Raw genomic sequence first — 12712 nt, 5'->3', positions numbered from 1 at the left:
TAGGCCTCATTCCAGAGCGAGACACCGCCTTGGCCTTCGTTGTTGTAATAGCCCGGCGTGCAGTCTTCGTAGAAGCCGGGCGATCGCAATGCAGCGTCGCGCGCGCGGGCGATCTCGTCGATCCACGCCTGCTCCGCCTCTGCGGTCGGCTCGAGAACTGCAAGGCCGCGTGCGCGAACCGCCGAGATGATATAGGCAAGATGCTTGGCCTGATCATCAACCGTGGCGGTATAGTTCGCCGCGATCGCGTTCTGGCCTTGACCGATATAGAACCAGTTCGGGAAATTATGGGCCGTCAGGCCGTGCAGCGTGCGAAGTCCCTGCGCCCAGTGTTGCTGCAGCGTTACCCCGCCGCGCCCGGTGATTGGAAATTCAATGCGCTGCTCCAGCGATCCGATGATCTGGAAGCCGGTGGCGTAGATGATGAGATCGACAGGATACTCCTGATCACCAACGATGATGGATCTCTCCGTGATTTCGGTGATCGGATTGTCGCCGCTGACGTCCACCAATTCGACGTTCGACCGATTAAAGGCCGGCAGGAATTCGTCATTGAAGGTCGGCCGCTTGCAGAAGAGGTTATACCATGGCTTCAGCTTCTCGGCGGTGGCGTGATCAGCAACGATGGCATCGATCCGGGCCCGCCGGGCATTCATGACCTCGATATCGGCCAGGATTGCGCGCTTGGCTATCTCTTCGGGGGTTTCCGGATGGGCGGGCCGGGTATCCCACAATATTTTCCCCATTTCCGTCCAGCCGTCGCGGATCTCGCTGTCGTCGCCTGCGCCCGAGGTTGCGTCTATGAACTGGGCTCGGCGCCTCTCCTGCCAGCCTGGCGGCTGCGCCTTGTACCATTCAACGTCGGTTTCCCGATTGTAGCGCTCGCCTACCGATGACGGCGTCCGCTGGAACACGTAGAGCTGACCGGCCGTTTGGGCCACGCGCGGGATCAGCTGGACGGCGGTTGCACCGGTTCCGATGACGGCCACTCTCTTGTCCGAGAGCCGGTCGAGATCCTCGTTGATCCCGCCGCCGGTGTAGGCATAATCCCAGCGGCTGGTGTGGAAACTGTGCCCCTTGAATTTCTCGATGCCAGGAATGCCTGGAAGTTTGAGACGAGTGGTGCGGCTCGCAGCCATCAGGAAGAAGCGGGCGGCAAAGCGGTCCCCCCGATCCGTCGACACCAGCCATCGCGCCCGCGCCTCATCCCATGTGACATCAAGCACCTTTGTCTGGAAGCAGGCCTTGCCATAAAGGTCGTATTCCCGGCCAAGCAGCTGACTGTAGGCGAGGATTTCGTCGCCAAAGGCGTAGCGGTGCCGGGGCACATAGCCCGTCTCCTCCAGCAGCGGCAGGTAGGCGTAGGATTCAATATCGCACTGCACGCCGGGATAGCGGTTCCAGTACCAGGTGCCGCCGAAATCAGCGGCAGCATCGATGATCCGGATATCGGTGACCCCGACCTCCTTGAGGCGGGCTGCGGCCATCAGCCCCCCAAAACCGCCGCCAACGATCAGGACCTCCACATCCGCGCAGATGGGGTCGCGCCCCGCCCGGTCCGCCGCATAGGGATCGGTGCCGCTGAAACGGCTGAGCGCCCCCACGGCGTCTGCGTACTGGGCGTTGCCCTTGGCATTGAGCCGCTTGTCACGCTCGCTGCGATACCGCTTCAGAATCGCCTCTACATCGTTCTGCGCAATGGCACGCGGCATCTTGTGTCTCCTGTCCCGAAAATGAGGTCCACTCCCAAGCAACCGAGAAACTTATAGCATGCTATATGATTCTGCCGCGGCTGCAAGGCTCTATTCGGGACGCGGGCGGGCGAAGATGTCTGGCCGAATGGCTGGAGCCGGAGGGACAGACATCAGACGGGCGCGTGCGCGCAATGCTGGCAGACGTGCCCGCGTCCTCTAGCGCCTGCCTCTTTGCCCAAAGCCTTTCGGGTCCGAACTCAGGGCTGGGCTTGCCCGGTGGGTCTCCTGTTATGATTCCAAGCGCCTGAACTCTGGCCTGGCCGGGCGAACCCCGGCAGAGGCCTGTCGGTGCAGCGATCCATCGGATTGGCGGCCTGAACATCGACGGGGATGAGCTTAACCCAACCGTCAAACTGTCCAGCCAAGCGAGACCACCTCATGCGGGCGCGAAAACGCATCAAGGAAGCCGTCGGCGGCATGGCCAAGCTCAAGGTCAGTCGCCTCGGCCGGGCAGAGGCCGCCTTTACCTTCCGCATGATTGCCTACAATCTCATCAGGCTGCCCAAGCTCCTCGAGGCGGCCCGATAAAGCCGCCGCCGGCATCTCAGGATGGTCCAGCAGACCCATCCAGACGGAGATCGGCGCGAATTGAGGCCGTAAAGTCTGATCCCCGCCATCAAACTGGCAAAAACATTGTCTTTTTCAGCAGACTGTTAAGTTTTGGTCGAAATCTTCCGTATGACGCGGAGCATCGACACGCTGCGGTCATTCGGCAGTCGCAAGCGGGTCAGTACCTTCGCCCAGGATGGCAAGATATCGCCGGTAGCTGAAAACGCGCCCCCGTTTGCGACCGGTTATTTCTGCAACAATGCTCAACCGTTCCAGGTCAGCGAGCGCTGCATTGACCGTCGGGGCAGAGAGGCCCGTTTTCTGAACGAGCTGATTGGCTGTCAGAAAAGGATTTTGCTGAAACAAATCATGGATCCGTAGCGCCGAACCCGCCCGATCACTCTCTGCCGTGATGCGTTCGCGATCTTCCTTGAATAAGCCGACAATCCGAGTTGCAGCGTCGAATGCCTGATTGGCGGTATCGGCAACGCCCGCGAGAAAGAAGTCGAGCCAGGCTTCCCATGCACCATGCTCGCGCACCCCCTGAAGCAGTCGATAATACTCCGAGCGATGGGTTTTGAAGTAGAGGCTCAGATAAAGCAGCGGTTTGCGCAGAACGCCGTTCACACAGAGATACAGCGTGACCAGCAAGCGGCCGATCCTGCCATTGCCGTTTAGAAACGGGTGGATGGTCTCGAACTGGACGTGCAGAAGACCGGCCTTAATGAGCGCCGGCAAGCGCGATTGGTCTTCATGCATAAAGCGCTCTAGCGCATCGAGGCAATCATTCATTTCGGTCAGGGGCGGCGGTACAAACAACGCATTGCCTGGGCGCGTGCCCCCAATCCAGTTCTGTGAGCGCCGAAACTCTCCTGGATTTTTCGTTCCGCCGCGCCCACTTTGCAGCAGCCGCTCGTGCATCTCCCGGATAAGACTTAATGACAGGGGCAGTTCTTCCAGCCGCTCCAAGCCATGCATCATGGCGTCAACGTAATTCGATACCTCGCGGATATCGTCCATTGGTTGGCCCGCCACTGCCTCGGTCTCGAAGCGAAGCAAGTCAGAGAGGGTCGATTGCGTACCTTCTATCTGGGATGAGAGAACCGCCTCTTTCCTTGCATACATGTAAAGAAAAAGCTCCTGACGCGGAAGCAGCATGGTAATGCCGTCCAGTCGCCCGAGGGCCCGTTCCGCCAGACTCAGCCGCTCCAGCAGCGCAAGCACGTCGACCGGCGGTTGAGGCGGCAGAGGCGGAGGCACGAATGCCCGCACGAATTCGCCGGCGACAGGAGTCTCGACAAAACGACCCATCCGGGGGTTGGGATCTGGTTCAGTCATGCCCATTTTATGGCACCGCATCGTTATTTAAGCAATTTGCCTTTTACTTAAATAACGAGAGGGCTAAGATAAGCGCCCTTAAATAACTTGTGATGGGGCCACGGGGCAGCGCTTACCGCTTTCAGCGCCCAAGAGCTTGACCACCGCCTTTTGGCAATTGGCCTTGCCTCTCCAGGCATCTATGGGTCGATTTTTGTCGACTGCTGATAGCACACTGCCCGTTTGCCTTGGCTGTCGGGCGCCGGGGCGAGACGTCTCAACGCCTGCCCCATGGAACTGAGCAGAAGCGAGCATGCCCCGTTAGGCCTTGGACCTGACGTCTCGGCGTGCGAGCGCGCCATACAGAACCACATCCACGATGCGGTTTGCCTCAGCCTCTGGCGAGAGCATGTCCCGCAACCCGGGCTGTACAGAGGCCATCATGACCACGGAGCTTGCCATCCCAAGAAGCAGGCCGGCGATTTCATCATGCGGCAGCCTCGTTGATCCGAATTCGGGATAACGGGCCAGTTGCTTGAGCAGCAGCTGCTTGGACTGCTGTTCGGTCGTTGCATAAAAGGCCGCGAAAATCTCCGGGAATTTGCTGGCCTCCGTCAGGAACAGTCGGAATATCCCAAGAAACGCTGGTTCGACTGATGCGGTGAGAATGTTGGCCAGCTGCTCCTTGAGGGCGCCCACGGCTGTGCGCGAGGCGATCTGGTCGTCAATCGCCACGAGGCGGTTGTTGAGCATATGCTCGATGACGCATTTGAGCAGATTGGCCTTGCTTTCAAAGCGGGTGTAGATCGTCGGCTTGCCGACACCTGCCTCTGCCGCAATTCGGTCTATGGATGCGCCTGCATAGCCGTCCCGAATGAAAATGCCCGCGGCCGTATCCAGCAGGTGCAGGATCCGTCGCTCCGCATCTTCTCGCCTCGGGCGCCCGCCGCGCCGACGGGATGTGCCCGTATCCGTTGTCATCTTCCGATCCTGATCAATGCCGCGAGCTGCATGGCCTCGTGGGTCTACCCCAGACCGCCCCCCCGTTTCAAACGCGAATACCAAGCCCAATGCCGTTGACAGCGCCGAAGGACTGCTCATATCAAAACTGAACAGTTAAGTTAAGTTATAAAACATGGGGGAGGAAGGCTTATGCTCCGGTTCAGAGCAAGCCTGCTGGCGGCAACAGCGGCTGTCATTGCCATGCCGGCCGCTGGCCAGGAACAGCAAGACGCCACGGGCCTTGGTGACATCATCGTCACAGCACAGAAGCGGGAAGAGAATCTTCAGGATGTCCCGATTGCCATCACGGCGATGACCAGCGACTTTGTCCAGTCGCGGGACATGACCTCGATCGACCGGGTGTCCGGGCTTGTCCCCAATGTCAAGATCGAGACCAACGGCCCGAGCACCACCAGTTCGGTGATCACCATCCGCGGCGGCGTCCAGGTGAACGTGGCCCTGTTCTATGAGCCGTCCGCCGGCCTTTATGTCGACGGCGTCTACATCGCCAAGTCCCAGGGCTCGCTCTTCGACATTGCCGACATCGAACGGGTGGAAGTCCTGCGCGGCCCTCAAGGGACGCTCTACGGGCGCAACACCCTGTCGGGTGCCATCAACGTCATTACGCGCAAGCCCAGCGGGGAACTTGGCGGCCGTGCCGAGGTCTCGTATGGCAACTACGATTATCGCCGTGCCAAGGCGAGCCTTGACCTGCCTCAGTTCGGCATCTTCAGCGCAAAGCTGTCCGGCCAGATCGCCAGACGCGACGGCTTTGTGGACAATGTGGCGCAGACCGCCGGGACGGGATCGGGGGATGATTTCTGGAACTATGACAGCCGCAGCGGTCTCTTCCAGTTGCGTGCCGAGCCGGCTGAGACGCTGACGCTCGACTACAGCTTTGACATCAGCGTCAATGACCAGCGTCCGCGCTACTCCCAGCTCGTCGGGTACACCCCGGGCGGCATTTTCGACCCCGCATCGCCTGCCTACGCCTTTGGCGGCGCGATATTTCCGATCGACCAGTTCGTCCAGCCCCGCGAGCGCAGCAGCGAGGGCCGTGCGGACGCGCCGCTCCGGGATTATGCCAAGAGCTGGGGACATGGCCTGACGGCCAGCCTCGACCTGGGCGGTGCCGAGCTGAAGTCGATCACCGCCTATCGCAAGCTGCGGGCAGAAGACGCTGGCGACCTGGACGGCACCGCCCTGCCGGTGGCCCAGACGGCCCGCCTCTCCCGTTACCGCTCCTTCAGCCAGGAGTTGCAGGTGACCGGGCAGACCGATGCCCTCAGCTACGTCTTTGGTCTCTACTATTTTGACGACAAGGGCTTCACGCTCAATCCCCAGAGCTTTTTCGGCGGGAGCATGGCCTTTGACTCCCGCTACGGATTCACGACCGAGGCCTATGCCGCCTACAGCCAGCTCGATTACAGGCTGACGGATCAGCTCACCCTGACCGGCGGCCTGCGCTACACGCACGAGAAAAAGACCGTGGAGCGGTTCTTCCAGGTGCTGGGGGCAATGCCGGTCACACTCATCGATGCTCCTGCCGGAACCGTGCCGGCCAAGAAGTTCAACAATGTCTCGCCAACGGCTGTCGTTGCATGGGAGCCATCCTCCAACATCAACCTTTATGCAAAATATGCGCGGGGCTATCGCAGCGGCGGCTTTAATGGCGAGACGACCTCGGTTGCCGACATCTATACGCCCTACAAGGCCGAGAATATCACGTCCTATGAACTGGGCCTGAAATCCAGGCTCCTTGATGACCGGATCCAGCTCAATGTCGCGGTTTTCAGCAACAAGCACAGCAACATGCAGATCGCCGTGTTCCGGGCGGAAGGGTCGGCCGAGACCAGCATCGACAATGCGGGCGGCGCCCGGGTCAAGGGCCTCGAGATCGAAGCGGTGGCCAGGCCGGCGCGCGACCTGACGGTGCGGGCCAACCTTGGCGTCCTTGATACAAAATACACCCGGTACATCGACGCCGGTGTTGATGTCGCCGACAACCGGGCGTTCCAGTACGTGCCCAAGACCACGGCCTCGGCCGGCTTCGACTGGACTGTCTGGCGCGGAGGGGACATGGAGCTGGATCTGAACGGCGATATCCAGTTCGTCTCCAGATATTTCACCTTCCCGTTCCCGCTGCGCCCTGGCCCTGGTGAGAGCAATGCCTACAACACGCGCTCGCCCGGCCGTACGCTCGTGGACATGCGCGCCGTGCTGCGCGGGATCCCGCTGGGGCGGACCGAGGCCGATCTGACGCTCTGGGGCCGCAATCTTTTAAATGAGAACGACCCCCTCTCCTACATCGACTTCGGCTCGAGCTTTGGCGGGCTGACCGTTGCCTACTTCCCGGAGCCCAGGACGTTCGGGGCGACGCTCGGCGTCAAATTCTAAGCCAGACAGGAGTATAAAGAATGAACGATACTGTCCTCTCTGAACTGTCCGCCCGTCTGGAGGCCGCCGAGACGCGGCTTGCGATCATGAACCTTGAGGCCGAATACGCCCGATCCTGGGATGCGGGCGACGCAGAAGCCTGGGCCAATGTCTTCACGCCCGATGGCGTGTTTGATATGGCCGGTGTCGGCCAGCAGGCCCGCCAGGTCTACACCGGTCACAGCGAGCTGGCCGGCTTCTGCCGCGACATCGACGCGTTCTACAAGGGCCTGCATTTCATGCACCTGCCCCGTCTGCGCCTGGATAGCGATACGGTCTACGGCCGGCTTCATTTCCAGTGGATCGGCCTGTTCAGTCAGGGCAGTCACTTTAATGGCCAGCGCCACACATCGGGCTATTACGATGTGATCTATCGGCGCTTCAACGGCGAGTGGCGCATCCAGCACCGCCTCGAGAAGGCCATCACGGGCCAGATCAATGAGGGATATGACCTGTATCTCTCCCCCGATCTGCCCTCAGCGCCGCCCCAGGCATAGCTGCTCACCAACGAGGACCGGAAGGGAGCGATCATGACAGGCCCGCATGCCGAGCAACAGCTGCACTATATTTTCAGCACCAAGCTTGCCCAGTTCGGGCTTGCCATTGATCGGATGGAACCGGGCCTTTTGTCCGACGTCTTTGATCCGGACATCTGCGGGGAATATGGCGGCGTCGTCCGCCATACCACCCGGGATGAATTCATTGCCAGCCTCCTGGAGCACCTGGGACCTGGCAGCAATTGCGGCCGGAAACAGCACAACATCCTCAATCTCATTGTTCTTGGGCAGTCGGCGGAGACTGCCCTCACGCGCTGCAACTTTTACGCCGTCCACCAGGGGGTGAGGCGCTTCGAGGGGCAGTTGTGGAAGACCTGGGGCGAGTATGAGGACACGTGGCGGCTGACGGAGACCGGCTGGCGCATCGCCTACCGTCGCTACACAACCTATTTCACGGAAGGCCCGGACGAGATCAACACGCGGGACCAGCCAGCGTAAGCGGGCGTGCCCGCCTCTGTCCTGCCCGCCTCTGTCCTGCCTGGGCGCGTCAGGGGCAGCCTTAAGGGATCTGCAAGGCCGGATGCCGCCTGTAACAGAGCTCCGTCCTGGCAGGTTGGCAGTGCAGACCCGGGCCGCCTGCCTGGCTTCCAACGGAGGGTCTTATGGATGTGATCATAATCGGCGCCGGCCCTGGCGGCATCGCGGCAGGCAAGCGGCTCAGGGATGCAGGCATTCAGTCCTTTGTCATTCTCGAACAGGCACCCGGGATCGGCGGCACATGGTGGCATAACATCTACCCAGGCTGCCGCTGCGACGTGCCCTCCCATCTCTATTCGTTCTCGTTTGCCATGAAGCGGGACTGGACCGAGCCCTACGCCTCCCAGCCGGAGATCCAGCAATACCTGGAAGCGTGCGCCGAGACCTTCGATCTCATGCGCCATATCCGTCTCGACCACCGGGTCGTTGCTGCCCGGTGGCTGGAGGCGCGGGCCAGATGGCAGGTGGAAACCGCTGATGGGGCGCTGTTCTGCAGCGACATTCTGATAAGCGCGGTCGGCATGTTCAACATGCCCGCCTACCCGCCCCTTCCCGGCCTTGAGACGTTTGAGGGGCCGGTGATGCATTCGGCGCGCTGGCGGCCGGAGATCCCTCTGGCGGGGCGGCGCATCAGCGTCATCGGCTCTGCGGCAAGCGCCGTGCAGCTGGTGCCCCCGATTGCCGAGGTTGCGGGGCACCTCGATGTCTATCAGCGCACACCCAACTATGTGTCCGCGCGCCAGAACAGCTTTGCCCCGGGCGAGCGGGAACGCCTCATGAGGGACCCCGAGGCCGCACGGCAGGAGCGTCAGCGCATCTGGGACTGGCTCGAGGCGGTCGCGCCGCTCGACAACCCGGAGATCATGGCAGACATGCGCCGCGCTTGCCTCGCCAACCTTCAGCAGGTCGCGGATCCCACCCTGCGCCGGCAATTGACACCGGCCTATCCCTTCGGCGCCAAACGCGGCCTCGTCTCCAGCGACTGGTACCCGACGTTCAACCGGCAAAATGTCTCACTGATCACAACTCCGATCCGGCACGTGGGCCCGCACCATATCACAACCGCGAGCGGGGATGTGCGCGAGACGGATCTGATCGTCTTGGCAACCGGGTTCGAGACGACCCGTTTCCTCTCCAGCATCCCGGTGACGGGCCGGGACAACCTGCGGCTCGACCAGGCATGGCAGGGGGGCGCCAAGGCCTATCTCGGGATCGCGGTCAGCGGCTTTCCCAATCTCTTCATGATCTACGGGCCGAACACGAACAACGGCTCGATCATCGCGCAGATCGAGAGCCAGGTCGATTACATCGTGCGCAAGATCGACTTCATGATCCGCAATGGCCTGAAATGGATCGAGGTCCGGCAGAGTGCGCTTGCTGCGTACAACCGCGCCCTGCAGGATGCTATTTCCACCATGGCGGTCTGGCAGCACGGCATCAGCGACTACTACCGCGCCCCAAGCGGCCTCATTGTCACCCAGTGGCCTTTCACCATGGCCCGCTACAGGGAAGAAACGCGGCGCGAGGATGCGCAGGCCTTCATTGCCTCGCACACAGCAGCCGGCAGCCAAGCAACCACATGCCCCTGATCCCGGAGCCGGCGATCGCCCATCCCGCAGGATCGCTTGGGTTTGCGGCAGACTTGCTGGTCAGTCGAGCCCATACGGCCAAACAGCGTCCGCTGGGTGCTGAAACCGCTCGCGCAACTGCCAATGGACGGCCGATGCTGCCATCTCAGGATCCGGCCAGAGAGGGCACCCGGTACGTGTGCGAAGATCATTGCATGATGCCGGCGCAAAGTCCCGGCGGATGAGGAGATCGCTATGGCGGGGGATCATTCTGGCATTCCCGCCCGGGACGAACGCGGGTTGATCTGCAGGGCCAACGCGCAGGGAAACCCCGCGGTCCAGCGCCGCGTCCCGGAGGTCCTTGCCGGTGCGCAGGTCGGGCAGCGGACGCAAGTGGGACATGCTGAAAACCCGGAGAGATGGGCTCAGCTCGCGATCCGGCATTTCCTGAGTGTCAGCGGGAAACTTGGACTGCAGGTATTGGTGCTTCCTCTGGCCGTCGTCGATGCCGTGGGGTCCATCGCGGCAAACGCGGTTGCCGGACTTGAGATGCTCGAACCCGAAGGCGGCATTGTCCAGCCTCTCAGGGGTTGCTTGTGCCGGAGCCCGGCTCTGAACCGGCTGCATGATGCCGCAAGCGGCGCAGGGCATCTCAAAACCAAAGCTGCAACCGCGCGCGGCTTCTGGATCATAAGAAGATTACATCAAAGTGAGGCGACCCTTTCCAAACGAGCCGGAAGGTCGCTCCTGGTCTCACATTCTGGATGACGCCCGGGTCGAATGCGACGAGGCAGCGCCCGCCTCCATGCCGAACCGAGGGATAGATCAGGCCTCGCTGCCCTTCACGTTGAAGCTTTCCCGCCAGAGCTTGCCCTTCAGGGTAGCCCCGTGCGGGATCGGGATGGAGCGCTGGATGTCCTGGCTCATCGGTCAGATCGGGGAAATCTCCGATAAAGTCCGCGAGCAGTTCCACGTAGCGGGCGTCATCCTCGAAGACGCCGACGTAGCCCAGTTCGCGCGTTCTGTGGAACGCGACCTCATCGATCGAGGTGGCAGCATTCCAGCTGCAGTACCAGGCGCCTCTCTCCTGCGTATTAAAGCGGTTGCCGCCAGTGCGGGTATAAGCAAACGCCGCATTGATGTGCGTGTTGCCATAGACGCGCAGGTCTCTCTCGCGCCGAACCCACGCAAGTTCGCGCTTGTCGATATGCAGGTTCCGACCAGCCTCTGCTATCAACCGTCCACTGGTCATGCCTTCGATTTCAGCGAGGAGATCCATCTCCTCATCCGTATCGACAAGCCCGCGCAGCGCTGGCGGTTTATGATAGGTGGCCGGAATCAGGCGAACGAGGCCACGGTCCTGAAGAGCGGTCCGCTTCACAGGCCGCCCCGCAAGGCATCCAGATACGAACGGACGGTCAGGAACTGGGGCAGACCGCCCTCGATCATCGTATCGATGGGGCGCGCACCGCTGAACAAGGGCCCGCTGTTGGGCATCCTTATCCACTGGTCCGCAAGTGGATCGCTGAAATAAAGCTTCAGTGCCTTGTAGATGCCGATAACTGCGCTCAGTCGCAGCATCTGATCATGGGTCAGATCACCCGTATAGCCGGGCTTCTTCGCGCGCTTCCAGGTGGAGTCCGACATGTCGGCCAGGGCCGCGGCCTCGCTCAAAGGCAGACCCCAGGCAGCCACCACATTCCCAAATGCCTTCAAGGCGACCGCCTTGGTCTCGGGCGAATGTCCGTGGGGCACTGCGATCGCCATATCCACCTCCTGCTTCAGCTGCCCAGAATAAGGCCAAATGGTCCTATTATCAAGACCATTTGGCCGCTGGGAACCGGGGTCTGCTGTGCAGGGGCGCCCATACACAGCCACATGCAGCTCGATTGACAAGCAGCCTCAATGCCCCTTTGTCCAGAACCCTGAAGCCAGGCAAAAGCCCAGCAGCCATTCAGCTTACCCCTTTGCCATGATCATTAACGCGCAGCAGGTCTCGTCCCGGACATGGCAGGTCGCCACTACAGGCGGGCTCGCGCAACCCTTTCCAGCGAAATATTGCGGTATGGGATGCCGCACTGCGCGGCAGCGAGCTCGGCACAGACGTCGCGCGCCAGCCGAGATGACCCGCACAAACAGCGCGCAGCCCGACGATCAGGCCGCCGATGTCTTTGCCGGGTGCGGCCCGCTTGATCTCGGCAGCGCGACGTCGTCCCGCCTCCGTCGGTTCGCTGACCGGGTGGGCCCGGGAAACCCTGTCGCGGCCCTCAAGCGAGCGCATGGCGCAGCGGGATATAAGGCGCTGCCCAGGGCGGTGTCGATCCAAAAGATCACCGAATTGCGAAGGGGCCCTCAAAAGATGGAACAGGTGCGCACGCCTCAATCCGGAGAACCGCAGGCCCTGTTTCTTTCCAATAATGTCCTAAAACAGGAACCCAGGCCAGACCAGACCTGTGGGTCCGTACACCTTACCTGTGTCGCATCGCTGTCCTGATGCGATCCGGGAGAGCCAATCGCGGCGCGGGCGATGCCGCTGGGAGATCCCGAACATTCCGGGATCCTGGCCGCTGCTGAGAACACCGAGGCGATCGGCCCGTCAGGTCAGCGCGTCGGGCCGGAAGGAAGACGGGCTTGAAAGGATGCGCTCCCCTCACTCGAGGCTGTGCGCCATCCAGGTTGCCGGCGGGATCCGGGTGTCGACGTCGAGCAGACCGGCCGGACCCCGCTGGGCTGCAATTGTTGAGGCAAAAGATCCTCAGGTCGTCTTCTTATAAATCGTCATGCCAAGGATGAGGAAGATCACGAAGAGCGCCAGCCCGATGAAGAACAGGATCTTGGCGATGCCCATGGCAGCACCGGCAAGGCCGGAGAAGCCGAGGGCGCCAAGTACGAGCGCAATCACCAGAAATATAAATGCCCACTTGATCATGAGATCTCCAATTCTGTTTATCGCGAAATATCAACCATCGCCGTCCAAGCGCCGCTGCAGCGATTGCATCCCAGTCGCCATCTGCGCTGGATCTCTGGATCCTGGCGCCAACCACGACCTACC

Annotated in this window: 11 protein-coding genes; 5 read left to right on the top strand and 6 right to left on the bottom strand. The window is 61.4% G+C overall.

All coding sequences use genetic code 11. The features are described 5' to 3' along the window. Positions 1–1712: NAD(P)/FAD-dependent oxidoreductase (locus VIG90_RS19210; RefSeq protein WP_331595134.1), on the bottom strand; the 1712-nt coding region annotated here is incomplete at its 3' end. 420 nt (positions 1713–2132) lie between these two features. On the opposite strand from VIG90_RS19210, the gene VIG90_RS19205 reads away from it, so the two are divergent. Beyond that, positions 2133–2282, top strand: coding sequence for a hypothetical protein (locus VIG90_RS19205; RefSeq protein ID WP_331595133.1), 150 nt, complete (start codon positions 2133–2135; stop codon positions 2280–2282). Between the two features lie 177 nt (positions 2283–2459). Here VIG90_RS19205 and VIG90_RS19200 read toward each other — a convergent pair whose 3' ends face one another. Further along, positions 2460–3641, bottom strand: coding sequence for a Fic family protein (locus VIG90_RS19200; RefSeq protein ID WP_331595132.1), 1182 nt, complete (start codon positions 3639–3641; stop codon positions 2460–2462). Positions 3642–3941: 300 nt separating this feature from the next. Continuing rightward, on the bottom strand, positions 3942–4601 hold the full coding sequence (locus VIG90_RS19195; RefSeq protein WP_331595131.1) for a TetR/AcrR family transcriptional regulator: 660 nt from the start codon (positions 4599–4601) through the stop codon (positions 3942–3944). A gap of 171 nt (positions 4602–4772) precedes the next feature. Here VIG90_RS19195 and VIG90_RS19190 point away from each other — a divergent pair, with 171 nt between their 5' ends. From VIG90_RS19190 to VIG90_RS19175, 4 genes are all read left to right on the top strand, one after another. Beyond that, the gene (locus VIG90_RS19190; protein WP_331595130.1) at positions 4773–7019 is read left to right on the top strand and encodes a TonB-dependent receptor; all 2247 of its coding nucleotides are present in this window, start codon (positions 4773–4775) and stop codon (positions 7017–7019) included. Positions 7020–7039: 20 nt separating this feature from the next. Then, positions 7040–7555: a nuclear transport factor 2 family protein gene (locus tag VIG90_RS19185; protein WP_331595129.1), complete on the top strand. Its 516-nt coding sequence runs from the start codon at positions 7040–7042 to the stop codon at positions 7553–7555. Positions 7556–7588: 33 nt separating this feature from the next. Continuing rightward, positions 7589–8053, top strand: coding sequence for a nuclear transport factor 2 family protein (locus VIG90_RS19180; RefSeq protein ID WP_331595128.1), 465 nt, complete (start codon positions 7589–7591; stop codon positions 8051–8053). Positions 8054–8217: 164 nt separating this feature from the next. After that, entirely contained in the window at positions 8218–9681 is a 1464-nt protein-coding gene (locus VIG90_RS19175) for an NAD(P)/FAD-dependent oxidoreductase (protein ID WP_331595127.1), read from the top strand. Positions 9682–10348: 667 nt separating this feature from the next. On the opposite strand, the gene VIG90_RS19170 is transcribed toward VIG90_RS19175, so the two are convergent. From VIG90_RS19170 to VIG90_RS19160, 3 genes are all read right to left on the bottom strand, one after another. After that, positions 10349–11041, bottom strand: a complete 693-nt coding sequence (locus VIG90_RS19170; RefSeq protein WP_331595126.1) for an RES family NAD+ phosphorylase — start codon at positions 11039–11041, stop codon at positions 10349–10351. Beyond that, entirely contained in the window at positions 11038–11427 is a 390-nt protein-coding gene (locus tag VIG90_RS19165; protein WP_331595125.1) for an MbcA/ParS/Xre antitoxin family protein, read from the bottom strand. The genes VIG90_RS19170 and VIG90_RS19165 overlap by 4 nt, the downstream gene beginning before the upstream one ends. A gap of 988 nt (positions 11428–12415) precedes the next feature. Continuing rightward, entirely contained in the window at positions 12416–12589 is a 174-nt protein-coding gene (locus VIG90_RS19160; RefSeq protein ID WP_331595124.1) for a DUF1328 domain-containing protein, read from the bottom strand. Between the last annotated feature and the right edge of the window lie 123 nt (positions 12590–12712).

The organism is Pedomonas sp. (assembly GCF_036515995.1).
GTDB lineage: Bacteria > Pseudomonadota > Alphaproteobacteria > Sphingomonadales > Sphingomonadaceae > Pedomonas.
This window is presented reverse-complemented; position numbering and strand designations above follow the sequence as displayed.

Bases quoted from the DNA above. Each gene is read 5' to 3' on its own strand.
- VIG90_RS19205 (WP_331595133.1), top strand. From the start codon at position 2,133: ATGCGGGCGCGAAAACGCATCAAGGAAGCCGTCGGCGGCATGGCCAAG.
- VIG90_RS19200 (WP_331595132.1), bottom strand. From the start codon at position 3,641: ATGACTGAACCAGATCCCAACCCCCGGATGGGTCGTTTTGTCGAGACT.
- VIG90_RS19195 (WP_331595131.1), bottom strand. From the start codon at position 4,601: ATGACAACGGATACGGGCACATCCCGTCGGCGCGGCGGGCGCCCGAGG.
- VIG90_RS19190 (WP_331595130.1), top strand. From the start codon at position 4,773: ATGCTCCGGTTCAGAGCAAGCCTGCTGGCGGCAACAGCGGCTGTCATT.
- VIG90_RS19185 (WP_331595129.1), top strand. From the start codon at position 7,040: ATGAACGATACTGTCCTCTCTGAACTGTCCGCCCGTCTGGAGGCCGCC.
- VIG90_RS19180 (WP_331595128.1), top strand. From the start codon at position 7,589: ATGACAGGCCCGCATGCCGAGCAACAGCTGCACTATATTTTCAGCACC.
- VIG90_RS19175 (WP_331595127.1), top strand. From the start codon at position 8,218: ATGGATGTGATCATAATCGGCGCCGGCCCTGGCGGCATCGCGGCAGGC.
- VIG90_RS19165 (WP_331595125.1), bottom strand. From the start codon at position 11,427: ATGGCGATCGCAGTGCCCCACGGACATTCGCCCGAGACCAAGGCGGTC.
- VIG90_RS19160 (WP_331595124.1), bottom strand. From the start codon at position 12,589: ATGATCAAGTGGGCATTTATATTTCTGGTGATTGCGCTCGTACTTGGC.